Consider the following 26,066-nt stretch of genomic DNA (forward strand, 5'->3'; position numbering starts at 1 on the left):
TTTCTAATCCGTTCATGTCTTTGTATTTAGTAGTATCTAAAAGTGGCATATCTAAAATTACTATATCTACTTTTTTAACTTTAACTAATTCATTCCATTCATCTAATATCATTTGTTTATTTCTTCCAAGTCGGTCTAACGATTTTATGTATAGTACATCCCCTTCTCTAAGCATCCTTTTTAAAAGTTGATACTCAGGTCTTTTAAAATCTTTTCCACTAGCAACTTCTAAAAATATATAACTTTCATCAATTCCTAATTTTTTTGCTTCTACAATTTGTCTTTCTAAAGTTTGGTCTTTTGTACTTATCCTTGCATAAAAAAACTTTCTCATACAGGTTTATCCTTTCAAGTGTTATTTTCTCTTTCAATAAGTATACTATTGTTTTGAAATGTTGCAAATATAAAATTGTTTATTTTTTGAAATAAAATAACTCAAAAAAAGTAAGTATGTCAAAAAGTAGACTTTTTGACATGCTTACTTATTTTGTATTATTTGTATCTTTTATAGTTTAAATTCCTTGAGTAGCTCAAAGCAAATATAAAAGTTCAAATAGACTAATTTTCTTATACATATTATGTCTTTTAAAAAATCAAAAATATTTTACTTAACTAAAATATTTTTATCTATAGATCGAAGTTTTACTAATTCATAGTTTTTATCATATTCTTTTGTAAAAATATAGATCCAATTCATTTTTGTCTATTTATTTTAATATCTCAAAATCAACCTTGAAAAATTCTCTATTTTGTTTAATTTTATCCATATATATATCTGTTTTTAAAATTATATAATAATTTATATATTACAAAAATACTCTCCCATACAATATGTATAGGAGAGTATCTTATAATTTTATTGCTCTAAAAACATTTTTAAATCATCTTCAACGTTAGTTATTCCACCAATTCCAAAGTTTTCAATTAAAACTTTAGTAACATTTGGAGATAAGAATGCTGGTAGAGTTGGTCCTAAATGAATATTTTTAACTCCTAAGTATAATAGTGATAATAATACTATTACAGCTTTTTGCTCATACCAAGCTATGTTAAATGCTATTGGTAATTCATTTATATCTTGAAGTTCAAATACTTCTTTAAGTTTTAATGCTATTAAAGCTAATGAATAAGAGTCATTACATTGACCTGCATCTAATACTCTAGGTATTCCATTTATATCTCCTAAAGGTAATTTATTATATTTATATTTTGCACATCCTGCTGTTAATATTACAGTATCTTTTGGTAAGGCTTTTGCAAAATCAGTATAATAGTTTCTTGATTTTGCTCTTCCGTCACATCCTCCCATTACGAAGAATTTCTTTATTGCTCCTGTTTTTACTGCTTCTACAACTTTATCTGCAAGTGCAAACACTTGATTATGTGCAAATCCACCTATTATTTCTCCACTTTCAATTTCTGTTGGAGGATCACATTTTTTAGCTTGTTCTATTATTTCTGAGAAATCTTTATTATCTTCACTTATTCCTTTTATATGTCTAACTCCAGTAAATCCTGCTGCTCCAGTAGTGTATAATCTATTTTTATAGCTATCTTTTGGAGGTACTATACAGTTTGTAGTCATTAATATTGGACCATTGAAACTTTCAAACTCTTCTTTTTGCTTCCACCAAGCATTTCCGTAGTTTCCTGCAAAGTGAGAATACTTTTTAAATGCTGGATAGTAATGAGCTGGTAACATCTCTGAGTGAGTATAAACGTCAACTCCTGTTCCTTCTGTTTGCTTTAATAATAGCTCTAAATCTTTTAAGTCATGTCCTGATACAAGTATCCCTGGATTATTTCTTACACCTATATTTACTTTAGTTATCTCTGGATGACCGTAAGTTCCTGTATTTGCACTATCTAATAGCGCCATTCCATCAACTCCAACTTTACCAGTTTCTAAAGTTAATGCTATTAATTCATCAATAGTTAAACTATCATCTAAAGTTTTTGCTAATGTAGATTGCATAAATGCATTTACATCTTCATCGTCATATCCTAAAGCATTAGCATGCTTTATATATGCAGACATTCCTTTTAATCCATATATTATAAGTTCTCTTAAACTTCTTATATCTTCATCTTTAGTTGCAAGTACCCCTACCTTAGTTGACTTTTCATCTAATGCTTTAGTTATATCAGCTGATTCTTTTCCGCTTCCAAGTACAGCATCTTTTATTTTACTTAATATATTTACTTTAGCATCCATTTCTACATTTGAACTTGCATTCCATAATGCTGCTTCTGATAAATTCTTTTTATTACTTAATTTAGATAATAAAGACTCTTTAGTAGCTAAAGTTTCTTTAACTCTTTCATAAAATACAGCATCATCAAAGTTTGCATTTGTTATTGTAGTAAATAAGTTTATAGTTATTAAATGATTAACTTTTCCACTCACTTTTTTACCTTCTGCTCTAAGTCTTGTTGTAACTTCTGATAATCCTTTTGTTGTATATATTAATAAATCTTGCATTCTAGCTAAATCTGGTGACTTACCACATACTCCGAATTTTGTACATCCCGTGCATCCTGCTGTCTCTTGACATTGGAAACAAAACATTTTATTTTCCATCTGTATATCTCCTTTAAATGTGTATTTTATTTACTCTTTTTAAGTTAAAAAATAATATCTTTTATAATTGCTTAATCAATATAACTAAATTATATATAAAATAATCTAGTTGTTCTGTAACGCTCGTTACGAATTTAATTTTGATAAAACTTCTTCTAAACTTAAACCATGTACAAAGCATGCTTGTTCTAAAGTTTCCATTGTTGCAGATGGACATCCTAAGCATCCCATACCAAATCCCATTAAAACTTCTGCTGCACCTTGTTTTATTTTTAATATTTCTCCTATTGTATAATCTTTGTTTATCATTTAATTCATCTCCTTATTATTTTTATTTAAATTAATCTTCAAATATTTCATGATCATGATGATCATCATCTATAACTACGCCCTCTAATTCAGGTATGTTTACATTATTTTTTTTAGAATAATCAATTAATGCAGATTTTACTGCTTGCTCTGCCAATACAGAACAATGCATCTTTACTGGTGGAAGACCGTCAAGAGCTTGTGCAACTGCTTTATTAGTTAACTTTAATGCCTCCTGTATAGTTTTTCCTTTTATCATTTCTGTCGCCATTGATGAGCTAGCTATTGCTGATCCACATCCAAATGTTTTGAATTTAACATCCTTTATTATATCATCTTCTATATCAAGATACATTCTCATAATATCTCCACATTTTGCATTTCCAACTTCACCTATACCACTTGCATTCTCTATCTCTCCTACATTTTTAGGATTCATAAAGTGTTCCATAACTTTATCACTATATTGCATTGTAATTACTCCTTTTAATTAATCTTTATAACTTTCATAAATTATCATTTTTATGAAAGTTTTTTTAATCTATATATACTTACGTTCTAATTTTTCTAAAACAGATATACATCTGTCTTTTTCTTGTAAATTATTTGCTTCGTATTCTCTACATTCTTTGTCTATTAAATTTAAGACTTCTTCATTAAGTTCTCTTTGTGCAAATTTATATATAACCCTATCTTCTTTGTCGATGTGTCTTTCTAATAAGTGTGTATATGATATAGCATTTGATATTACATCTAGTTTAGCCTCTTCATCTCCTGACTTTAATCTAACTAAAGCCTGTTCCAAATCTCTCATATATAACCTTCCAAAATCATGCTCCACAAGCATTCCTTGTTTTACAAACTTTTCTGCAATTTCACCTATATGTTCTATCATCTTATTAAAAAGTATATCTTCTTCTTTTTTATGATGATGTCTATCTGCATAATTTGATATAAAATCAATTATTGAATTAAAATCATCATAATTTACATCTTCTCCTTTTAAGATCCTAAAACTTACTTTTCTAACTACTTTTAACATACGCGTTATATATCTATGTTCTTCATTCATTATTTCTATAGCATTCATATTATTTCTCCTTATAAATTAAGCTCTACTTTTTTATGCTTATATAATACTCTCCATCATTCTTTTCGATATATTCAAAATCACTATTTACTTCGTTGACAAAAGCTTTTATCCATAAATTCCTTAAATCATAGAACACTTTAACATTTAGCCCTTTTTCTTCCCATATAACTTTATGAACACAAATTCTTCTTTTCCATTTTACAAGTTCATCTTCTAAAGTAATAATATCATTTACACTATCGCAAGGCATCCCATCTAATATATAATCATTTATGCTATTATATAATTCCTTAGCACTTGAAATACTGCGGTTTGATTTCACTTCCTTCGCAGCTTTAATACCTTGATAAATATATATTTTTTCTAACTTTGTTAATTTATTTCTGTCACTTGATAGTATAAAATATGTCCATGATGCCATTCTTCCTTCAGAGGAATGTATTTTATTTTGTAACCAACCATGTATATTGCTTGTATCTATAATTTCTTCTAAATTTTTATTTGATAATTTAGCTCCATGTTTTAAATTAATTTCATGTTCTATATTTTCTATATCTAAGCACTCTTCTTTTGCCAATTTAATAATTTCATCCTCTAAATTCTCAAACCATAAAATTTTATTAAATAGCCAATAATGTATTTTGCCTAAAAATAAACTCATTTTTATTTCTCCTTTTTAATGTGTATTTTATATACCCTTTTAAAAGTATTATTTAACTTAAATTCATTGCATCAGTATCAATGATTACCATATCTCAAGTATATAACAATATTTTTAAATTTTATGTACCATACGTTACAATTTTATAAATAAATAATAAAAACTTAATTTTTGACACTGTATTTATAACTATATAATTTATATAATAATATGCCATAAATAAAAATTTACTGACTATAACTTTAAAATATTAATTTATTTATAAAATCATGTTATTTTTCAACTCTATTGGCAATCATATTATTGACTAATGAAAAAGGAGTGATTTATATGGATTATCCAATGTTTTGTTATCAATGTGAACAAACAGCAGGTGGGAAAGGTTGTACTAAGATAGGGGTTTGTGGTAAAACTCCAGAAATAGCAGCTCTTCAAGATTTGCTTATATACCAAATCAAAGGAATAAGCTGTTATGCTAATAAGTTGATAAAAAAAGGTGAAAATATAGATAAAGATATAGTTAGCTTTGTTGAAAATTCTTTATTTACAACACTTACAAATGTTAACTTTGATGGTGATGTTCATGAAAAAATGTTAAATCAATCTCAAGAAATAAAACAAGCCTTAAGAAGCAAAGTATCAACTTGTGCAAGTTGTTTTGAGCAAGCTACATATAATTTAAGTGCTACTAGAAATCAAATGTTAGAAGATGCTAAACGTGCAGGTATAATGTATGATCAGAACTTAGATCCAGATATACGTTCTTTAAGACAAACTATAATATATGGGTTAAAAGGAATTGCTGCATATGGTCATCAAGCTAGAGAACTAGGATATTATAACAATCAAGTTGATGAGTTTTATTTTAGAGCATTAGCTGCAACTTGTGACGATAAATTAACAACAGAAGATTTAATAACATGGACTTTAAAAACAGGTGACATGAGTGTTGCTGTTATGCAAAAGCTAGACGAGGCAAACACTACTATTTACAAAAACCCAGCTCCACATAAAGTAAATATTCATATTAAAAAAGGTCCATTTATAATAGTTTCTGGACATGACTTAAAAGATTTAGAAATGCTTTTAAAACAAACGGAAGGAAAAGGAATAAATATATACACTCATGGTGAAATGATTCCTTGTCATGGATATCCAGAGCTTAATAAGTATCCTCATTTAGCAGGAAACTTTGGAGGTGCTTGGCAAGATCAACAAAAAGAATTTGATAATATTCCAGGATGTATACTAATGACTACAAACTGTCTTATGAAACCTAGAGATTCATACAAAGACAGAATATTTACAACTAGTGTAGTTGGATGGGATGGAGTAAAATATATAGGAAAAACTGAAAATGGTGAAAAAGATTTCAGTGAAATAATAGATAAATCTTTAGAACTTGGAGGATTTAAAGAAGACCAAGAACCTAAAGAAATCTTAGTTGGATTTGGTCACAATGCTACACTAAGTAATGCTCCTGCTATAATAGATGCAGTTAAGTCTGGTAAATTAAGACATTTCTTCTTAATAGGAGGATGTGATGGTGCAAGATCTGGAAGAAATTATTATACAAAATTTGCTGAACAAGTTCCAAAAGATTGTATAATACTTACTCTAGCTTGTGGTAAATATAGATTTAATAAACTAGAGTTTGGAGAAGTGGCTGGGCTTCCAAGACTTTTAGACGTAGGTCAATGTAATGATGCTTATTCAGCTGTAAGAATAGCTTTAGCTTTAGCAGATGCTTTTGATACAAATGTAAATAGCTTACCACTTTCTATAATATTATCATGGTATGAACAAAAAGCAGTTGCTGATTTATTAGCACTTTTATCATTAGGAATAAAAGGAATATATCTTGGACCTACATTACCAGCATTTTTAAGCCCAAATGTACTTCAATATTTAGTTGATACATTTGATATAAAACCTATAAGTACACCAGAAAAAGATTTAGCATCTTGTCTAGAAGTACCTATAAAATAAATAACTTAGGAATAATTACTATGTTAGATATAAATAGTAAAAATTTAAACCTAGTAAACATTAATAAATTAATAACTAAGAGATAAATATTAGTTCAAAATGAAAAATAACTACATATTTATGTAGTTATTTTTCATTAAAATATATTTTCAAAATATGTTAAATAGTTATATACGTAACCTTCGTTACAGAAATTAACTGGGAGAAAATGTATTATATACATATCAATAAACCATACATAATTATATTTATTGAAATAAAATTAAAAGATTTTTACTAAGGAGAAAACGATAAATGAAAGCTTTTGTAGACAGAGATACTTGTATAGGATGTGGCGCATGCGAAGGTATTTGCCCAGATGTATTTAGTATAGACGATGAAGGAAAATCTGTTCCTATAACTGAAGATATTACTGCGGATACGTTAGACTCAGCTCAAGACGCTAAAGAAAGCTGTCCAGTTTCAGCTATAAGTATTGATTAATACTAAAAATAAAAACAATGATTAACCAAAATATAATCATTGTTTTATTTATTTAATAAAACAATTTAAGGAGAAAGAAATGATCCATCAAAATTTAACAAGACAACACAAAGAACTTTATAAATTATTATCTGATATGAAACATCTTAGGTATAATATAGAGTCTAATGCTGACAAGATTGCATTAAACATTAATTTATTAGCAGGAAAAATAAATATTCATTTACAATCAGAGGATAAATATTTATATTCATTACTTTTAAATTCTGATAACCCAGAGGTAAGAAAAATTGCAAAAATTTTCATTACAGAAATGGGACACATATCTAAAACATTCAATGATTTTAAATTGAAATTTAATACTAAAAATAAAATTTTAAACAACATAAATGAATTTAACTTAGAATATTCTAAAATAATTGATGCTATTTCTAATAGACTTAATAAAGAAGATAAAAATTTATACATATTATTAAATACAAAAAAAGATACGCACCTATAATTAGATGTGTATCCTTTTTTGTATTTAATAATTAGCCTTTTATGAGAGTATTGCTTAATAACTAAATGGATCTTCCCACCATAAATAGCTATATATAATTTTAATATTTCTATTAATATTATACTTTTACCAATACATTAAATAATTTAGCATTAGTTAAAGCTTTTACTCCATAATCTGTATTAGCTTCTAATGCAACTATATCACCTTTATTTATTACAACTTCATCATCCTCATTGTATAAAATCTTAACACTCCCTTCTATCATTACAAACAACGTTTCCATTTCATAATATTCTTTATCTATATCTTCTCCACTAGCAAAAGAAAAAAATCTTATTTCTATATTATCATTATCTATTAATGCTTTACTTGCTATTGTATTTCCTGTATGACTTATAATATCAGTCATGGAAATAGCTTCAAAGGGTTTTATATTTCTTAAAAACTTCATAGTTTAATCCTCCTTAACAACGACTAAAAGCATCTTCATGTCTTCCTTTGCAGTTACTTGGTGTGGTATATTAGCTGGCATCACTACTAATTGTCCTTTTTTTGCTTCGATTGTTTCTTCTCCTATTTTTACACTAGCAACACCTTGATGAATATATATTAAAGCATCTCCTTTAGCTGCATGAGGACCCACTCCTTCTCCTTTTCCAAACGCTAGTACCGTTATTCCTACTCCCTTTTTCTGAGCCATAGTTACAGTTTCTATTTGTCCTTCTTTACAACTTACTAAACTATCGAAGTCTATTGATTTTGATTTTTCTATATTTCTTATTAATTCTTGCATTTTATTTTCTCCTTATCCTGTTTGTTATTTATAATAATTAAATTTAATTTAATAAATTTATTATCTCTTTTTTATATTTGACAAATTCATCAGAATTTATATCTCTATTACCAATACTTTCTTTATCCAATATTATTTCCTTAGCAACTCCAGTTGGTCTTTTTTTTAATACTATAATCCTATTAGCAACAGTTATTGCTTCATCAATTTCATGTGTTATAAATAAAATTGATTTTTTACTTTTATTCCATAATTTTATTAAAGTATTTAGCATTTCTATTCTTAAGTTATAATCTAAGGATTTAAAGGGTTCATCCATTAATAGTAAATCACAATCATAGTTAAAGCCTCTAGCTATTGCGCATCTTTGTCTCATTCCACCGCTTAAAGTGTCTGGATATGACTTTTCAAAGTTCTTTAATCCTACTTCTTCTATTATTCTTAAAGCATGTACTTCTTTTGAATTATCATTTACTATTTTTACATTTTCAAGAACATTCATCCAAGGTAATAATCTATCTTCTTGAAATACATATCCTATAGTAGGTTTTGATGTATGAATTTGTCCTTCGTACTTTTTTACTATTCCTGAAATTATATTTAAAAGTGTGGATTTTCCACATCCTGATGGCCCTATAATAGCCACTATTTCATTTTTTTCGATATTTAAATTTAAATTTTCTATGACTTTAAGTTTATCAAAGCTCTTAGTTAAATTTTCTATCTTTAAAAGCATATCTATCACCTTTTACCTTTTTATTAAACATATAATAGATAACATTATTAGTTATATAAAATAATATTACTATTATTATCGTCCAAGCAAATACATATTCTGTTTCTATATTTACTCTTGAGTTCGTAAGTTCTCCACCAATTCCATTATTACAACTTAACACCTCTCCCATAACTATTATCTTCCATCCAAGACCTATTACTACTTGTAAAGCTCCTTGAAAATAAGGAATTATTGAAGGTATTATTATTTTTTTTAACATCTTAGTCTTAGAAAAACAATATATTTCTCCCATTTCTACTAGTTGATGATCTATATTTTTTATACTTTCCACTAAATTGATTATTACTAATGGAAGTGTAGATATTACTGCTATAAATATACTCGCCTTACCATCAAGTCCAAACCAAATTATTGCTAAAACTAGCCACGATATTGGAGGTACTGATTGCATAAATCCAATTATAGGTGTTAGCAATAGTTCTATTTTTTTATTGCAACCTATAATTATTCCTAAAGCACTTCCAAGAGAAATTGATATAGCTAAAGCTATAATCAATCTCTTAGCTGTTATAAATATATTTACTAAAATTTCTTTTGTCGTAAATATATCAACTAATGCTCTTAATACTTCATTTATGCTAGGAACAATTATTGGAGAATATATATTTGACATAAACTCCCATAATATCAAAATAAATATTATGGATATTAATCTATATTTATTTTGTACTATAATAGAATTCTTCACCTGGAACATTACCTCCAATTGTGCTTGGATCAAATTCAAATAATAGTTTGTAGAAACTGTCTAAACTCTCTTTAGAATCTTTTCCATCTTTGTACATTAATCCTAATCTAGGCATAGATTTTATAACTATTTCTTTATTCAATCCAAAATGTTTTTCTCCTAATTCTCCAGCTACCTCTGGATTTTCAATTAAATAATTTAATGCCTTTTCATATTCTTTTTCAAATTTTTTCATAACCTCTTCATTTTCTTTTATAAATGTAGTTGTAGCTCCTATTCCCGCATTAGGGAAGTTTTTTTCTTCTCCCATTAATTTCTTCCACTCTGTATCATAGCTAAAAGCTATTCTTGCATTTTTATTTCCAGCTAAAGCATTAGTTACTTGCGGTTCTAAGCTTACTCCATGTTCAATTTTTCCTGCTTTTAAAAGTTGTGTTATCTCACTTGGAGTGCTATATTTTATCTCTACATCTTTACCTACTTTTACTCCATTTTTTTCTAAAAAGTATTGAGCAAATATATCTGCTGGAGATGACTTTAATGGTACATATATTGTTTTACCTTTTAAATCTGACCACTCTTTTATATTTTTATCTGTAGTTATAAAGTATACAACTCCCCAAGTGTTTACATTAGTTAACTTTATATCTATACCTTTATTATGAAGTTTAGCTCCTACTGTAAGTGGAAGTGCAAACATATCATGTTTATTATCTTGGGTCATTGCTATCAATTGTTCTGGAGAATTCCAATAATCTAAATTTAGTTCTACATTATCACCCATTACACCCGTTTCTATCATTTGTAGTATAGGTAATGTTGGTGGTGCCTTTGGTACTCCTAAATTTATGCTTGTTTTTTTAGTTTCAGTCTTCTCAACTGGCGTTGATTTGCTACTACAACCTACTACTACCAAACTAAGTATGCATAAGCATATTGTTAAAAATTTCTTTTTCATTTTTTATCCTCCAATAAAATATTTAATTAAACATATTTACTATCTATATTTTTATAAATAAGCTGTAAAAGTTTCTATTAATTCATCATTATTTTTATTCATATTACTATCAAAATATAAATCTAGAATAGGTACATTTATACAACTCTTATATTTATCTCTAATTATTTTTAAGATTGTAGCTGTATTTTCATACATAGAACTTACCAAAATCACTCCATCAACATTATTTACAGTAAGTAATTTACCTAGTCTATATCTTCCTGCTCCACCTTGATACAGAGGTAATTTGTCTTCTAGTTTTTCTAGCATAAAATCTATATCTTTATTAAATGGAGATTCACTTTCTAATATTGAATTAATAATTTCAAATAATGACTTACCTTCTTTTAATAAATTTATATATTTCTTATTTCTTTTATTTTTTTTGGTACTAAAATCTTTCCATAATACATATAAAACTTCTGATAAAGGTTGCTTTATAATTGTATTATTTTCCTTTAATTTTTCTAATTTATTATTAGTAAGGTAGTCTTTATAGACAACTAGTGGCTCTCCTATAATTAATAACTTTTTCTTATTGTTATCTTTTTTAATATTTAATTTTATTTGTTTAGCTAAATTCTCAAAATTCACATTAGATAAATCATTTATTTCTAAATAATTTATTAATTTGTTTAAGTATAATTGACTCTCATTATCATCAAGTAGGGTAAGTAAATCTCCAATAATTATAGCTTTAAAGAATTCTAATCCAAATAATTTATCTCCTAGTAAATCCTCTATAAAAGGTGAATCTAGATTAAGATTTTTATCTATTTCTAAAGCTTTATCTCTTATAAGCTTTCCATATTGTCCAAAAGTCTCACTACCCTCATTAGTTGGTAAATATAGAGTATATTCTTTATCACTATCTTTTACTTTATTAATTACCTCTGCTATTAATGATGTAAGAGAAAAATACTCTTTGCTCATTGAAAATTGTTTGCCATATTCAATAGATTTTTCATTTACTTCATCTAATATAGTTACATTTTTGCCTTGTTTTTCTAAGAAAACTTTAAATATATTACTATATGGATACACATTAGGGATTAATACTTCATTATTAACTTTATTTTCTATGATAATTTCTTCTTTGTTTTCATTTCTAGAAACATTATTATTTAAAGAGTGAACAAAAGCCTCTACCCTAGTTATAACCCCAACTTTAGATGAATGCTCATCTACCTCTATATGAAGATATGGCTTATCTCCTATTTCTTTTTTAAAATAATGACTAAGTATAGTATCGGGCCCACATCCATGATTTGTAATATATATAGGATATAAATTTTTATTGGCTTTTATTATTTCTACACCTGTTAAAGTATGTTGACCAAAAGGCCAGTACATATTTTCGTACTCTTTCTTTATTTTTATTTCTCCTGCTTCAAGATGAGATAAATAAAGTACTTTATATCCAAGCTGTTTTAACTTTTTCTCTATTCCCATATTTAAAATTGGATCCACTATATTATATACTCTACTTAGAATTACAAATACTTTTTCATCTTCATCAATATTTTTTAATACTTCTGACCCTAAATTTTCTAAGTGTTTTTCATAATCAATAAATTTCTTCATTCCAAGCATTACTGCCTTAGTAGTTTCAAGTTTATTTTTACCTAATTGCGCCCCTATAGATAATAAGGTTTTAATCATATATTCCTTGCCAAAATTAAAAGATATAGTTGGACATATTAATTCAACATTTCTTTCTTTTAAATTAAAGACATTGTCTATTATCTTTGGTGAAGTTTGCATATAAACGCAGGAATAGTCTTCTCTAACAGTAGAACCTGCATGTTTCATAGTGTGTAAATGAGGTAAGAAAATATAGTCAACATTTTTTTCTAATAATGACGCTACATGCCCATTTATTAATTTTACAGGTAAGCATGTTTCTTCAAATGAATGTTCTTGACTTAATCTTATTATCTCTTCATTACTTATATCTGAGAGAATAACATTGTATCCTAGATTTCTAAATATAGCATTAAATAAAGGAAACATCTTATTTATAAATAGTACCCTTGGTATTCCAACCGTTTTTTTATTAGGATCTAAATTTTTATCATATCCATCTAAAAACTGTTTTTTATCTTCCTTTTCTAAATAATCATTAGTATTATCTTTTTTTAATTCTACTATTTTTCTTTTACTCTCTTCTTTCGTTAAAACAGCTACTCCTAATGCTCCTGTTACACTAAAAAAGTTTGGAACTATTATTTCTTTGTTCAATATACTTCTAAAAGCATTAACAACAGCTTGGTTGTAAGCTATCCCACCTTGTAAAAATATTGTTTCACCTATCTTTTTATTACCAACTACTCTATTTAAGTAATTTTTTACTATAGAATAAGCAAGCCCTGCAGATATATTTTCTACACTTTCACCTTCAGCTATTGCCTTGCCTATATTGCCTTCAATAAATACTGTACACCTATCACCTAAATTACTTGGGTCATCTCCTTGTAATGCTAAATCTCCAAAATCGGATAATTCTATTCCAAGCTTTTTTATTTGCTCTTCTATAAAAGCTCCCGTTCCTGCTGCACAAATTTTATTCATCTCAAAATCTTTTATAACTGCATTATCTATACTTATATACTTAGAGTCCTGACCACCTATTTCAAATATTGTATCTATATTGTCATTTGCTATTACTGAACCTTTTGCTTGAGCTGTAATTTCATTGACCACTACATCTGCATTTACTAATTTTGCTATATACTCTCTTGCAGAACCTGTTGTTCCTATTCCTTTAATTTTAAAATTCGCTCCTAACCTTTCTTTTAATATTTCTATAGAACTTTCCACAACTTCTTTAGGTTTACCCATAGTTTTTGTGTATATATAATCAATTACTTCATTTTCATCATTTACTACAACGAGATTTGTACTAGTCGATCCTATATCAATACCTAAGTATCCTTCTTTAGAATCTTTGCCTGTACATTTATGCTTGTTTAAACTATCTTTTTGTCCAAATTTATCTAATTTCTTATATATAGATTTGGATTTATTCATGCATTTTATTTTTTTACTTTTAGATAACGTATCATATTTTATAGTTAAATTCTTTTTAGTAGCAGCTTTACATGCCCCAAAACATGATATATATTCAAAATTTTCATCTATTATAATATCTTTGTCTTCAATGCTCAAAACTTCTTTTAAAGCCCTTAAAACACCAATATTATTTATAACTCCCCCTGTTAAAATTACAGGAGTTGTTACACTATTTTTTTGGATAACATTTGCCTTATAGTTTCTAACAAGGGCATAGCACAACCCTAATAATATATCTTCTATCTTAGTTCCATCTTGCTGGTGATGAATCATATCTGTTTTTGAAAATACACTACACCTTCCTGCTATTCGAGGTATTTTAGTAGCCTTTTCTATATATGATGATATATTTTTTATATCTACAGATAATCTAGATGCTTGTTCCTCTAAAAAAGAACCTGTCCCTGATGCACAGCTACTATTCATAAAAAATTTAATATTAGAATTATTAGTACTATCAATATTAGTTATAAACTTTGTTTCCTGTGCACCCAATTCTATAATAGATTTAATATCTTTATTTTTATAAATAGATCCTTCTACCAATGCAATACTATTATTAATATAATAATTTTTACTTATATCAATCCTAGATGCTAAACTTCCTGTTATACCCAATATTAATTCTTCATTAGTATCTGATTTAATTTTATTTATTAATTCATTGTAGTATTTTTCTATATTTCCTTTGTGAAAGTTATATCCTTTTTCAATTACTTCATCTTCGCTATTTGTATAAATATATTTAAATGTCGAATATCCTATATCTATCCCTAATTTATTCATATTTCACCTCTTATTGAAATTAATTATCGTTTACCATTGATATTGATTATAGTATAATGTCAGTAATAAATCAGTCTCACATGAGACACTTATGGAGGTTTTATGAGAAATTTAATAAAAGATTTAAAAAAATCATCCCTTTTTGAAAATAAATCTAATGAAGAACTAGAAAACTTAATTAATTCTATAAATTATAAAATCATTAAGTTAAAAAAAAACGAGACAGTTTTTGATGTATTTACCTTGACTAATTCTATTGGTTTAGTTTTATCTGGTGAATTAACAGTCGAAAAAATTTTACCTTGCGGAAAGCTTATAGTTTTATTTAATAAATTATCTGGTGAGATTTTTGGAGAAGTTGCAGTATTTTCAAATGCAAACGAATACCCTTGCAATGTTATAGCTAAAACTGAGTGTAAAGTTATTTTATTTACTAGAGAAGAATTATTTAAACTTATTACACTTGATAATATAGTTCTAAACAACTTTTTATATTTAATATCTAGTAAGGCATATTATTTAAATTCAAAAGTAGAATCTTTATCCTTCACTTCAGTAAGACAAAAAATTGCACATTCTCTTATACGAGATTTTAATGTTTGCAAGAATAATGATTTTGTAAAATTACCTTTTTCAAAGAAAGTTTGGTCGGATAATTTAAATATATCTAGAGCATCTCTATATCGCGAACTAGATTCATTATGTAGTGATTCAATTATCACTATTTCTGATACTTCTATAATTAAGATTTTAGATTTTGATAGATTAAATTCAGTTTTATTGGAATAAGTTTTTTATTAAGGTGGATTTATAATATATTCTACTACTTTTTTCAATTTCTAGTTTTCAAAATATTGTTCAATTAATAATTTGAACTTACTTATTTATCCTATTGTACTAGACTTTATACAGTAGACAATCCTATACTTGTAAAAAACCATTAACCTTATAAGTCCACATTTTCGTGATGTTACTCTTATTGTTATTTATCTTGCTAATCTAATTGAAGTAAAAAAGAGCTCAATATCTAAAAATAGATTATAGAGCTCTTTTTATTAGTATTTTGTTAAAAATATGAAATTTTATTTAAGACATAATGATACAATTAAATTTACAAATTTTCAATACTTTCATGTCTCCAATGACTTTGTAAGTTGCTCAAAATATGGAGGTTAATCCATCCATCTTTAGTTTGAAAACACCTAATACTAATTGCCACTTAAATATTTCATTTTAACTGATATAAATCTTAATAAATAATCCATTAAGAAAAATGTAGCTATGTAATAACATGTAAAAATACTTATACTGTTAATAGTCATTACACTCTCAAAAACTAGTAAATAACGAACTATATATTATATATATCAAAAATATGTAAATTCAATAAAAAACCTCCAAAAAAATTAATAATTTAGTTCGTAAATAAGTGCATAGTTTTGCGAACCTTTATGTTATAATTATGCTATAAAATAGAAAGGTTTTAAAAATATGTTAATAGGATATTGTAGAGTTTCCACAAATGAACAAAATTTAGATAGACAAATAGAAAGTTTAAAAAAATATGGTTGCGAAAAAATATATTGCGATAAAGCAACAGGCAAAAACTTTAATAGACCTGAGTATATAAAATTAAAAGATGCTATTAGATCAGGTGACACTTTAGTCGTTCATGAGTTTGATAGGCTAGGTCGTAATAAAAGATTAACATTAAAAGAGATTCAATATTTTAAAGACAATCAAATTAGATTAGTAGCATTAAACCTACCAACTACTCAATTAGATACAGACGATAATTTAATGCTAGAAACTATAAATAATATAATTATTGAACTCTATACAATGATGGCTCAAGATGAAATTGAGAAAAGAGAGAAAAGGCAAAGGGAAGGAATAGAACTAGCTTTAAAAAAGGGAGTACGCTTTGGTAGACGTACAGTATCATATCCTAAAGAGTGGGATAGTGTTATAGAGTTAGTTAATAAAAAAGCTATAAGTAATGTAAGAGCTATGGAGATATTAGGACTTAAAAAAACTACATATTATAAATTATTGAAAGAATATAAAAATATTAATTCTTTAAAATATACAAATTCTTAATTAAATAAATCATAAGCTTTAAAAAATTAATTTATTAACCTCTTAAATAAAAAAAGCTAGTTTACCTAGCTTTTTTATTTAGAAAGGTAGATTCAAAAAAACTTATAAAAACAAATACTTATAAAATAAGTAAGGTAAAAATTACCTTACTTATCCCCCTAATTAATAGCTTATGGAGCTGGTGTTTTATTTAAAACAATTATTGAGTTGAAAAAAGAAATTACGATCCGAAACCGATTAAAGTATATTTCAACAAAATCAAGCATTAGTCTTGATGAATTTAAAGATCTCTTAAGTATAAGAGTATAATCCTTAAATTATAATCTAAACTAAAAATTAAATAATTTGGAACTCCATCATATTATGTCTTGACTATAAAACTTTCTCAATATTTTCTCTAAACTCAGTTTCAAATATATTATAGTATCTTGAAGCACCTAGATTTAAAATTACTTTAATACTTTTTTTATCTTGAGTAGCTTGTAATGCTCCAACTTCTCTAATAAGTAAATATTGGTCAACCTGTGCTCCTTCACTCATTAAGCAGTATGGATTTTTCACATTAGATTTAACATAATTGAAAAGCATATACTCTTTAGTTCTGTTGCTTAAACTTTCATTGTCTAAAATTTCTAAAATTGCTCTCTTCATAAATCCCCATCCTATTCCATAGTTATATAGAAAAAGCTGCTATAAAAGCAGCTTATCTTAATTAGCTAAAGCTATCATAGCTGTAACTAATATTAATGCTTGTATAATTAAGCTACAAACATTATATGTTTTATTACTCATAATACTTTTCTCCTTTATAGTTTAATTAACCCAACTGTTATTGGGCTTACTATAGAGAAAACAAATAGCAACCTAAAAAAGATTAATATTTGTTTTCCCTATAGTAAAGGAGAAGTACAAGAGAACTACAATTAAGCAGACTCTAATTATTTAGTTATAGCAACTATGATTGCTACAACTAAAGTTAATACTTGTATCAATAAAGAACAAGCGTTGTAAACTTTGGTGTTCATAAAACTCTCCAATCTGTAATTTAATACATATTGATTGACTAAATTTTATGTTGTTCATATAAGCATTTTTCATACTATATGTAGTAAGCACATAATTAATTTTATACTATATGTAGTATATATTCAAGTTGATTAATACCTTTATTTTACAATTTATATAATTTTTTACAAAAAAAATTCTAATACAACTAAGAAAGTCAAAACTATTAATCATTTCAATACACCAGTTTTTAAAACTAATGTTAAAGAATTTAGACTATTAAAGAAGATGCTCTATAGTTGGCAAAGAAGGACTTTGAAGAATGTATATAAAATAAAAAAGAGCATGAGGATTATAAATAGATCATAATTGTAAAAATATGTAATTTACTATATACTTAAATAGAAAATCTAACCATAAAAGAAAAGGGGAAAAATAAATTGGAAAGAAATATAAATGAAATAGGAATCAATCAAATTCTACCATTATTTATTTGTAAAAGTTTAAGTGATTCTATGAGACAAGATATACTAGAAAATACTTATACTTATAAGTATTTAGCTGATGATATTAGAGGAATTTATTATTATACTTTTTTAACTCAAAATAAACATGAATTAGCTGAGATTGTTTCAAGAAATGAATTGTCTGCAATGATTATGGGATTTGATGATACAAATACTTTTGAGTTAACAAAATATGATAAACCAAAACATCTAATAGTTTCATCTAAAATTAAGAACAAAATAAAAGAGATAGATAAAGAGAGATACCTTGAATTACAAGAAATATTATTAATTATGAAAAATCTTTTAAATGATGAATTTTATGAAAGAACTAAGCAATTTGCATATTTTACAACAAGTTGGAAAACACCAAAGAAGCATCTTGTTTTTTCAAAGCATCATGAGAGACTTATTACTATTCAGTTTTGTGAGGATACTTCTTCATATAAAGTTGTCTATTTAAACAAAGAATTTTATAAAGATTTAATTTAATTTATAGCAAAAGAACAGTTTTTAATAGTTTAACTGTTCTTTTTTATTTATACTTTAATAAAAATTAATTCTATATATATTTTTTTATAAAATGTATTATTTATAACATTTTATGACCCAGCAAGAATAGATATAAATTTTTATGAGTTTTTAATTTATTTTTCTAAATTATTGGAACTATAAAAAACATTATCAATATTAAAATTACTATCAATATTTCTATACTTAGATCTTTCTTACATTCACTTTTTAATAATCCACTATAATATAATCTTCCTTCAAGCTCTTCCTCATTTTCTAATTGTTTTAAAATATTATATTTTTTTAATTCATCAATAAAAATAATACAGCTTATAAACCCTGAAATTTGTATTAAAAACAAATTTATAGCTACATCACTTTTAAATACTAAAGTTAGACCTAATTCCAATAAAGTAATGATACTTGATATAAGTGTTAATTCAAAATTTAGTATTTTATTTTTTTTCCTATTAAATCTATTCATATTTTAATATCCCCCATAGAAAAATTAGCTTATACATACACTATTAATACGGCTAATTTTTCATTTTTAATTGCAATTTATATTTTAAATTCATAGTTTAAAGTACATATTTTATATTAGAAGGGGTTTACCCCTTCTAATTTTTTATTATTTATATAGCTTTCTAACTACTTTATATTCTCCATCTATATCAATTTTATCTATTCCTAACTCTAAGTATGTAAAATTCCCTTCTATCATTTTTTTATTAAATAATTTATTTCCTTCTCCTAAATCATTTATTTCATTTACTTCATATTTTCCATTATTCGCAACATATAGTATTATTTTTTTCATGATTGAAACCTCCTAAATTTTTATGTTTAACTTGTATTTTTTATTTTTTAGGAGTATACTCATACTTAAGTTATGGGTAGTATTCATATACTCCTATATTGTGTGCTGTAGATTGCCTTCTATAGCACTTTTTTAATGCTTACCATGCACATTCCCTCTGTTCCTCTATAGCTTTTTTAAGTCCATGTAATAAGTTCTCATTATCATTAATTTCTTCAATTGTAAGACCTAAAGTATCAAGTGTTTCGTCTAATTCCCAAGTTATACAGTATTCGTGGTTTACTAATTCATAATTAAACATATTATATATAAAGCCTTCGCCTGTTAAATCTTCATTTATAGCCTTTTTAAACTCTTCCTTATGTCTAGCAAGCATATCATCTAATGCTTTTTCATCTGATTTTCTTATATATCCACCAGCTCCAATTGATAAAATCTTATTAGTTTCATTTTCTTTCAATCCTAATTTTGTCATACCTTCTGCGAATTGCTTCTTACTAAATGCAAATATCATTGGAAACTCATTTATTTCCTTTCCTTGTTTTTCTTTTAATTTTCTGTACTTATTCATATTAAAACCCTCCTGAAATTTATTTAACTTCCGAGTTCAGGTTGCCCCACCTCGAATGTTTCTTGTTGCCATAAAGCATTCTTTTACGAGTGCTTTGTCAATAAAATGGAATAAATTTTTTTATGCTGCATCACTTGTTTATGCATCATAAAAAAATTTATGGAGTGGAATTGATAAAGTAAGGGAGTAAGAGATATGCTATTGGGGGCAAGAAACTGACTTTTAATAGCAAATTAAAAATATGGGCCTTGTTCCAAACTTGCTTTGGACCATAGCCTATATTTTTATATTTGCTTTCCTTTCTGATATGTTTTTAATGTCTTTAGCTTTTATCTTTTGCAACCCTTCGGGTACCCAAAATAGCAACGAGAGGACATTAATTGTTTAACTGTAGGTGGTTGCTCGGTAGATGAAACGCCTACAGTTAATACAATTAATAGACCTCTCTAAGCGTTATTTTAGGGTGAAGGATATAGTTGCCCAATAAGTTTTTAATCTTAGATAAATAATAAAATATATCGTAGATTTATAAAATCAAAAAATAAAAATCTAATTGGATTTATAAAAGTTTAATTTTTAAAAATGCTCAATCAGGTAAAACAAATTCTTCTTATTTAGAGATATTATAAAAGAAAATAATATAAATAAAAAAAGATAGTAAATGCTATTCCAACTCGTTTGGATCATAGCATTTACTATCTCTTTTTATTTTAACCATAGTATTACAATTGTAATACTATGGTATCATCTAATTCTTAATTCAATTATAAAAAAATTAGTCGATACCTCTACCGACTAATTCCAAAGTATATTTTGTTTAAACTTACAGTGTAATCAATATTGTACTATATTTATATTTATATTTATATTTATATTCAATCCTTTAAAAGTTGAATTTAATTTTCCTTATTATATTATTTTGTTAGTAATAAACATTTGTTATTGTAATCCACTAATATTTTATAACTTTTACAATGTTCATAATACCCGCTTGGATAACTATTTTTCATAGGTGAAACAGTCATTATGGATTTATCGTTTTTATGTAGGAAAAATTTTGTGTATTCCTCTATATATTTATTAATATTTCTTTTTACCTCTTTATTAAAATTACAAATCTTATATAGTTCAAATCCTTTTAATTGATAGTGGTTATATTCTTCTGTTTCTTCTCTTGTACGACTTTTAAATTGAGTATTTTTTATATAATCTATATTCATAGGTTTTAACATTTTTATTCCACCCTTATATTTATTAATTAGGGTATTACTTAAGTAATACCCTGATATATTTTTATGTGCTAGCAAATTAAATTATATTATTTTCTTTAAAACTGTAATAATACCCATCCCCAATTATTATATGGTCTAAAACTCCAATTCCTAAAATCTCGCCACATTGTATAAGCCTATTAGTTATGTTCTTATCCTCTTGTGATGGTTCTATATGCCCTGATGGATGATTATGTGCTATTATAATTTTACTAGCATTACTCAAAATAGCACTTTTAAAAACCTCTCTCGGATGAACCATTGCACTATTCAATGTTCCAATTGAAACTGTTATTATACTATTTATTTCATTTTTAGTATTAAGTGTTAATGCTAAAAAATGTTCCCTATCTTCATATTCCAATAAATCTCTTAAAACTTTATAACAGTCCCAAGGATTAGTTATTTTAATTTTATATTTTTTTTCAGTTTCCTTATCTTTAACCATTTTTATTCTTACTATATCTATATTTTCCATAATTAAAAACCTCCAATAAATTTAACTTTCAGAGGTCGGTTGCCCCCTCCCTCATGATGTTTCTTGATGCCATAAAGCATCCTTTTGCGAGTGCTTTGTCAATAAAGTGAAAAAATTATTTTTACTGCAGTTAAACTTGTTTTGCAGCAGTAAAAATAATTTTGGAACGGAATTGATAAAGTAAGGGAGTAAGAGGTATGCTATTGGGGGCAAGAAACTAATTTTAAATAGCAAATATAAAAAGATGGGCCATGCTTCCAACTCGCTTGGATCATAGCCCATCTTTTTATATTTGCTTTCCTCTTTGGTTCCTTTTGTTTTTGTTTTTTGAGTTAAGGATTGTAGAGGAAATAATATATATATAAGTACAATAAAATATTAATTTAGTTGGTTGAGGTACGAAAACAGATAAATTAATTAATTTTATTAGTGCTTATATGTTTATTATTGGAGCGTAAAGCCTGGTTGCTTTAGCAAAACTTCATCTTTATTAAAATAATACTTAACTTCTGATTTATTAATAACTTTTAATTATTCTTCTGATTTAGTTTTTTTTGAAATTTCATACTCACCTGAATCTTCATCTGTATTATCTACTAATATTTTTTCTTCATCTTCATTATAAATTATTTTCATTTGTATGCTCCTTTTTAAAAGTTTTAAGCTCATACTATTTATCATACTTATTTATGTATTCTTCCAATGCCATACTAAGAAGGTCTTGCTTACTATACTGCTTATACTTATCACAAAACTTATTCCAAGCATCTAAGGATTCATTATGTAGTTTTATAGTAGTTGCTTTAATGTCATCTTGAAACTCTCTTATAGTTATTCCCTCTTGCTGTATTACTTCTATTACATCAGTATTACCTTTGTAATACCCTTGCTTGTAAGCCCTTATAACCTCTTTTATATCATCTTCTATATACATCATACTATTTTTAAACTTAATTAATTCAGTCCATTGTTGTTCAAAATTATTAGGTATTACTAAAGTATTATCTTGCTCTTGGATATCAGTTATTAAATCAATTTTAATTTCATCACTAGCAGTTTCATTTTTAAGTATAACTTTAGTAATACTATTGTTATCTACTACATATTGTCTTACTTTTTGATTATACTTATAACCTATTTCCTTTATAACCTTTTGTAGCTTTTTTTCTCCAATACCTAAATCTTCTCTTATTCTGATTACTGTTTGACCTTCATTTAATTTGTCATTTAAATATGTAATCATATCACTCTTATCTAGCTTTAAAAATTCATCCTTAGTCATGAGAACAACCTCCTATAACTAAATAGTATCACACTTGAATTACTTAAGTATTACAAAAGTAATACTTAAGCTTATATCTACTTATCATCATCCATAAGAGCCATTAACTTTTTCTTAGAACTTTCACTTAATTCAAGTTTAGGTTTCTCATTAGATTCCTCTTTAACCTCAACTTTAACTTCATTAACTGTTCCTTGTGGTGGTATTGAAAACGTAATATTTTTCATATCTTTAGCAATTAGCATCTTTAAATAATCTGCTGGATTTGGTTGTTCATTTAAAAAAGCTTTTAAATCTTCTTCGTCTCTTTTAAATGTAACACTTATAACATCTTTTATTTTTCTACCCCAACTATTTGTTTGTGCCATATTTTATATCACATACCTTTCCATAACCTATAGCATTAGCATTAATTTTATCTACTTTTATGGCATTTGGTTGAACTACTTTACATAAGTCATAAAAGTGCTTTGCACCTCCACCACAAACTACCATTTTAGCAGATTTAAATTCTCTTCCGATTTCTTGCTTTATATCTCCTATAATTTCTGTAAGTGTAGTCACTTTATCATCAGTTATAAAACTTAAATCAGTTTCTTTTCCATATACACTATGTTTTTGTCTACCTTCTACTATTTCCTCTGCTGTTTCTTGTGATATTCTATCTTCTGTTTCTCTTTTTATTGACCCTCTTACTAGATTGTATAAATGATGCATACCAACAGGTACAGAATCATGATTAATTATATCTCTGTCTAAACCAGTTCCTCTTAGTAATACCCAGTCTGTTGTTGATCCTCCAATATCCATAATTAAGATATCGTGTCCCTCTAACTCTTTTAATTGTTCTTCTGTTAAAGAATATAAAACTCCTAATCCTTCGGGGAATATATCAACATTATTTATGACTACACGACGTTGCTCTTCATCTTTTCCTTTTAACTTTATATTAAATTCTTTGTTGCTTATTGTTTTTATAAAATCTTTATATTCTTTTTTGTGTTTTTTATATTGGTCTACAGGTAGTCCTAATATTATATTATTTTCAATATCATCTGTAGAATGTACTATAGTTGAAAAAAATAAATGTTCAAAATGATTTTGCTTGAATTTTAAGTCTTTATCTCTTTCATAAGAACCTATTCCGATTGCCCTAGAATCTCCATTTATTGTTACTATTTCATTATCTCCAACTAGTGTTGATTGTACCTTAACAGTTTTACTTGGTATTACAACTCCTGTTATATTAGATTTACAATTTACTGCTCCAAAATCTATTCCTAAATTAGCCATTTCTTACCTCCGTTATTTTAAATTTATTAATTTTATTAAATTTATTAAGTCTATACTATAATTATAGTACAAATAACAATAAAATGCAAGTTTTAATCTAATAGATTTATTAGATTTATTAAATTTATTAGATTTATTAAATTAAAAAAGAGAAATGAAGTTAATTATTAAAACATATTAATTAAATTCATTTCTCTTTTTAATTTAAATATTTATTTTACCAAAACATATCGAGTTCTCTTTGGTGTTTCATTTCTTCTTCATATTCTTTATCGTATTCTATAATTTTATTATTTAATGTTCCCTTAAAAAATTTATAGGAACTAGCTTTTATTTGCTCTATTTCATCTCTTTCTAGCGTTATCATCACAGCATCTTCAAATGCATTCAAGTAACGTTTAACATGAAAATCATAATTTGAAAAATCATTTTTAAAAGCTCTTAAAGTCCCAATTGTAAATACAGTTTCATCAGGTATATAAAAATCTTTCTTTTCACTCTTAATAATCTCTTTTTCTTTAATATCTATGTTATTATCCTTGTTAACAACTTCTAATTCTCTATTTTCTTCTGTTTTACATTCCAATTCTTCCTTAATTACTTGCTTTTCAAAATATCTTCTAGGCTCATGATCTATAACTCCAAATACTATAGTGTCTACTTTTCTACCTTTTCTTATTTCTTCTTTAATCTCAACTTGCATATTGCCTTTTTCATTAATTTCGTCTAATGCCCTTTTTATAACTTTTTGTTTAAAAGCCTTGTACTGTGGATATACATCGGGTTTTAATTTTAAAAGATTTCTTAGTTCCTCTAAAGAGTGTTTTATTTCAACCTCTTTACCTTCTCTGCTCCATAATCTCATTAAAGTGTAAAATCTTTGAGTGTACGCTCCTTTAAAAGTAAATAGTAACGACATATTTAATGCTGTGTATCCCCTACCTTGCATTGATATAAAATCTGTTATATGCTTATATAATATTTCATGCATTGTTATTTCATATGAGTTAGTTGCATGGTTAAAATCATATGTATTTATTAATCCACTACCAAAAGTTTTTAAATGTCCATCATCATTTATGTAATCAAATTCAAGTATACTTTGTTGAAATAAATTCAACATAGCTCTTATATTTTCCTCGGTACAATCGTTTCTATGTCTTATAAATTCTTTAAATTCTTCTGTTTTTATTACCGCATGATATATAGGCTTATTGTTAGACTGCTTTTGTGCATTATATAGTATTTTATAAAACAATTTATTCTCTATATTTGTAAAATCGTACTTACTTTTTATTAAGTTATTCGGTTGTAATAAAATTTCTTTTTTACTCATTATATACTCCTTTTAAGGTACCTCACTTTAAAATCCTTTATACCTTTACATTGAATAAGTAAATTTTAGCAGACAAAATCACAAAAGGCAACCAATTTATTTTATTTTTATACCTTTTTGCGTATCAATCTG

General features: G+C 26.2%; 28 protein-coding genes. 6 read left to right on the top strand and 22 right to left on the bottom strand.

Annotated features, from left to right (window positions below):
• The 6 genes from ACRDDE_RS10125 to ACRDDE_RS10150 form a co-directional block, all read right to left on the bottom strand.
• Window positions 1–334: recombinase family protein (locus ACRDDE_RS10125; protein ID WP_438627124.1), on the bottom strand; the 334-nt coding region annotated here is incomplete at its 3' end.
• A 522-nt stretch (window positions 335–856) separates the two neighbouring features.
• Complete coding sequence (hcp, locus tag ACRDDE_RS10130; protein ID WP_224170987.1) at window positions 857–2,581, bottom strand: hydroxylamine reductase; 1,725 nt, start codon at window positions 2,579–2,581, stop codon at window positions 857–859.
• Window positions 2,582–2,707: 126 nt separating this feature from the next.
• Window positions 2,708–2,890 (bottom strand): DUF1858 domain-containing protein, encoded by a 183-nt coding sequence (locus tag ACRDDE_RS10135; RefSeq protein WP_224170988.1) that lies wholly within the window; start codon window positions 2,888–2,890, stop codon window positions 2,708–2,710.
• Window positions 2,891–2,921: 31 nt separating this feature from the next.
• A complete protein-coding gene (nifU, locus tag ACRDDE_RS10140) occupies window positions 2,922–3,362 on the bottom strand; it encodes a Fe-S cluster assembly scaffold protein NifU (protein WP_224170989.1) in 441 nt (146 codons plus the stop codon).
• A gap of 69 nt (window positions 3,363–3,431) precedes the next feature.
• Window positions 3,432–3,980, bottom strand: a complete 549-nt coding sequence (locus ACRDDE_RS10145) for a hemerythrin domain-containing protein (protein ID WP_224170990.1) — start codon at window positions 3,978–3,980, stop codon at window positions 3,432–3,434.
• A gap of 25 nt (window positions 3,981–4,005) precedes the next feature.
• Window positions 4,006–4,644 (bottom strand): hypothetical protein, encoded by a 639-nt coding sequence (locus ACRDDE_RS10150; protein ID WP_224170991.1) that lies wholly within the window; start codon window positions 4,642–4,644, stop codon window positions 4,006–4,008.
• A 330-nt stretch (window positions 4,645–4,974) separates the two neighbouring features.
• On the opposite strand from ACRDDE_RS10150, the gene hcp (ACRDDE_RS10155) reads away from it, so the two are divergent.
• The 3 genes from hcp (ACRDDE_RS10155) (at window position 4,975) to ACRDDE_RS10165 (ending at window position 7,618) form a co-directional block, all read left to right on the top strand.
• Window positions 4,975–6,633: a hydroxylamine reductase gene (gene hcp, locus ACRDDE_RS10155; RefSeq protein WP_224170992.1), complete on the top strand. Its 1,659-nt coding sequence runs from the start codon at window positions 4,975–4,977 to the stop codon at window positions 6,631–6,633.
• A 294-nt stretch (window positions 6,634–6,927) separates the two neighbouring features.
• Entirely contained in the window at window positions 6,928–7,116 is a 189-nt protein-coding gene (locus ACRDDE_RS10160; protein WP_224170993.1) for a ferredoxin, read from the top strand.
• 79 nt (window positions 7,117–7,195) lie between these two features.
• On the top strand, window positions 7,196–7,618 hold the full coding sequence (locus ACRDDE_RS10165) for a hemerythrin domain-containing protein (RefSeq protein WP_224170994.1): 423 nt from the start codon (window positions 7,196–7,198) through the stop codon (window positions 7,616–7,618).
• Between the two features lie 118 nt (window positions 7,619–7,736).
• On the opposite strand, the gene ACRDDE_RS10170 is transcribed toward ACRDDE_RS10165, so the two are convergent.
• Genes ACRDDE_RS10170 through ACRDDE_RS10195 form a run of 6 tightly spaced genes read right to left on the bottom strand, consistent with a single transcriptional unit; the run spans window position 7,737 to window position 14,759 of the window.
• A complete protein-coding gene (locus ACRDDE_RS10170) occupies window positions 7,737–8,072 on the bottom strand; it encodes a cupin (protein ID WP_224170995.1) in 336 nt (111 codons plus the stop codon).
• 3 nt (window positions 8,073–8,075) lie between these two features.
• Window positions 8,076–8,414: a cupin domain-containing protein gene (locus ACRDDE_RS10175; protein ID WP_224170996.1), complete on the bottom strand. Its 339-nt coding sequence runs from the start codon at window positions 8,412–8,414 to the stop codon at window positions 8,076–8,078.
• 43 nt (window positions 8,415–8,457) lie between these two features.
• The gene (locus ACRDDE_RS10180) at window positions 8,458–9,150 is read right to left on the bottom strand and encodes an ABC transporter ATP-binding protein (RefSeq protein WP_224170997.1); all 693 of its coding nucleotides are present in this window, start codon (window positions 9,148–9,150) and stop codon (window positions 8,458–8,460) included.
• On the bottom strand, window positions 9,122–9,826 hold the full coding sequence (locus ACRDDE_RS10185; protein WP_226883348.1) for an ABC transporter permease subunit: 705 nt from the start codon (window positions 9,824–9,826) through the stop codon (window positions 9,122–9,124). Before ACRDDE_RS10185 ends, ACRDDE_RS10180 begins: the two co-directional genes overlap by 29 nt.
• Before the next feature lie 46 nt (window positions 9,827–9,872).
• Window positions 9,873–10,859 carry an ABC transporter substrate-binding protein gene (locus tag ACRDDE_RS10190; RefSeq protein ID WP_224170999.1) on the bottom strand — a complete coding sequence of 329 codons (987 nt, stop codon included), beginning with the start codon at window positions 10,857–10,859 and terminating at the stop codon, window positions 9,873–9,875.
• A gap of 51 nt (window positions 10,860–10,910) precedes the next feature.
• Window positions 10,911–14,759 (bottom strand): acyl-CoA dehydratase activase, encoded by a 3,849-nt coding sequence (locus tag ACRDDE_RS10195; protein ID WP_316030297.1) that lies wholly within the window; start codon window positions 14,757–14,759, stop codon window positions 10,911–10,913.
• Window positions 14,760–14,861: 102 nt separating this feature from the next.
• On the opposite strand from ACRDDE_RS10195, the gene ACRDDE_RS10200 reads away from it, so the two are divergent.
• Window positions 14,862–15,548, top strand: a complete 687-nt coding sequence (locus ACRDDE_RS10200; RefSeq protein ID WP_224171002.1) for a Crp/Fnr family transcriptional regulator — start codon at window positions 14,862–14,864, stop codon at window positions 15,546–15,548.
• A gap of 702 nt (window positions 15,549–16,250) precedes the next feature.
• Complete coding sequence (locus ACRDDE_RS10205; RefSeq protein WP_438627125.1) at window positions 16,251–16,859, top strand: recombinase family protein; 609 nt, start codon at window positions 16,251–16,253, stop codon at window positions 16,857–16,859.
• Window positions 16,860–17,231: 372 nt separating this feature from the next.
• Here ACRDDE_RS10205 and ACRDDE_RS10210 read toward each other — a convergent pair whose 3' ends face one another.
• Window positions 17,232–17,510, bottom strand: coding sequence for a hypothetical protein (locus ACRDDE_RS10210; RefSeq protein WP_438627126.1), 279 nt, complete (start codon window positions 17,508–17,510; stop codon window positions 17,232–17,234).
• A 794-nt stretch (window positions 17,511–18,304) separates the two neighbouring features.
• Between ACRDDE_RS10210 and ACRDDE_RS10215 the strand changes: the two genes are divergently transcribed.
• The gene (locus tag ACRDDE_RS10215) at window positions 18,305–18,862 is read left to right on the top strand and encodes a hypothetical protein (RefSeq protein WP_438627127.1); all 558 of its coding nucleotides are present in this window, start codon (window positions 18,305–18,307) and stop codon (window positions 18,860–18,862) included.
• 163 nt (window positions 18,863–19,025) lie between these two features.
• Here the strand turns inward: ACRDDE_RS10215 and ACRDDE_RS10220 are convergent, their stop codons facing one another.
• The 9 genes from ACRDDE_RS10220 to ACRDDE_RS10260 form a co-directional block, all read right to left on the bottom strand.
• Entirely contained in the window at window positions 19,026–19,367 is a 342-nt protein-coding gene (locus ACRDDE_RS10220) for a hypothetical protein (RefSeq protein ID WP_438627128.1), read from the bottom strand.
• A gap of 147 nt (window positions 19,368–19,514) precedes the next feature.
• Complete coding sequence (locus tag ACRDDE_RS10225; RefSeq protein WP_438627129.1) at window positions 19,515–19,703, bottom strand: hypothetical protein; 189 nt, start codon at window positions 19,701–19,703, stop codon at window positions 19,515–19,517.
• A gap of 139 nt (window positions 19,704–19,842) precedes the next feature.
• Window positions 19,843–20,274 carry a DUF7659 family protein gene (locus ACRDDE_RS10230; protein ID WP_438627130.1) on the bottom strand — a complete coding sequence of 144 codons (432 nt, stop codon included), beginning with the start codon at window positions 20,272–20,274 and terminating at the stop codon, window positions 19,843–19,845.
• Window positions 20,275–21,188: 914 nt separating this feature from the next.
• Window positions 21,189–21,506 carry a hypothetical protein gene (locus tag ACRDDE_RS10235; RefSeq protein WP_438627131.1) on the bottom strand — a complete coding sequence of 106 codons (318 nt, stop codon included), beginning with the start codon at window positions 21,504–21,506 and terminating at the stop codon, window positions 21,189–21,191.
• A 76-nt stretch (window positions 21,507–21,582) separates the two neighbouring features.
• Complete coding sequence (locus ACRDDE_RS10240) at window positions 21,583–22,023, bottom strand: JAB domain-containing protein (protein WP_438627132.1); 441 nt, start codon at window positions 22,021–22,023, stop codon at window positions 21,583–21,585.
• Window positions 22,024–22,693: 670 nt separating this feature from the next.
• On the bottom strand, window positions 22,694–23,305 hold the full coding sequence (locus ACRDDE_RS10245; protein WP_438627133.1) for a hypothetical protein: 612 nt from the start codon (window positions 23,303–23,305) through the stop codon (window positions 22,694–22,696).
• A 77-nt stretch (window positions 23,306–23,382) separates the two neighbouring features.
• Complete coding sequence (locus ACRDDE_RS10250) at window positions 23,383–23,673, bottom strand: hypothetical protein (RefSeq protein WP_438627134.1); 291 nt, start codon at window positions 23,671–23,673, stop codon at window positions 23,383–23,385.
• The gene (locus ACRDDE_RS10255) at window positions 23,657–24,598 is read right to left on the bottom strand and encodes a hypothetical protein (protein ID WP_438627135.1); all 942 of its coding nucleotides are present in this window, start codon (window positions 24,596–24,598) and stop codon (window positions 23,657–23,659) included. Before ACRDDE_RS10255 ends, ACRDDE_RS10250 begins: the two co-directional genes overlap by 17 nt.
• 217 nt (window positions 24,599–24,815) lie before the next feature.
• Window positions 24,816–25,934 carry a replication initiation protein gene (locus ACRDDE_RS10260; RefSeq protein ID WP_438627136.1) on the bottom strand — a complete coding sequence of 373 codons (1,119 nt, stop codon included), beginning with the start codon at window positions 25,932–25,934 and terminating at the stop codon, window positions 24,816–24,818.
• Window positions 25,935–26,066 lie beyond the last annotated feature (132 nt).

Origin of the sequence: Paraclostridium sp. (genome assembly GCF_051656405.1) — a bacterium.
GTDB lineage: Bacteria > Bacillota > Clostridia > Peptostreptococcales > Peptostreptococcaceae > Paraclostridium.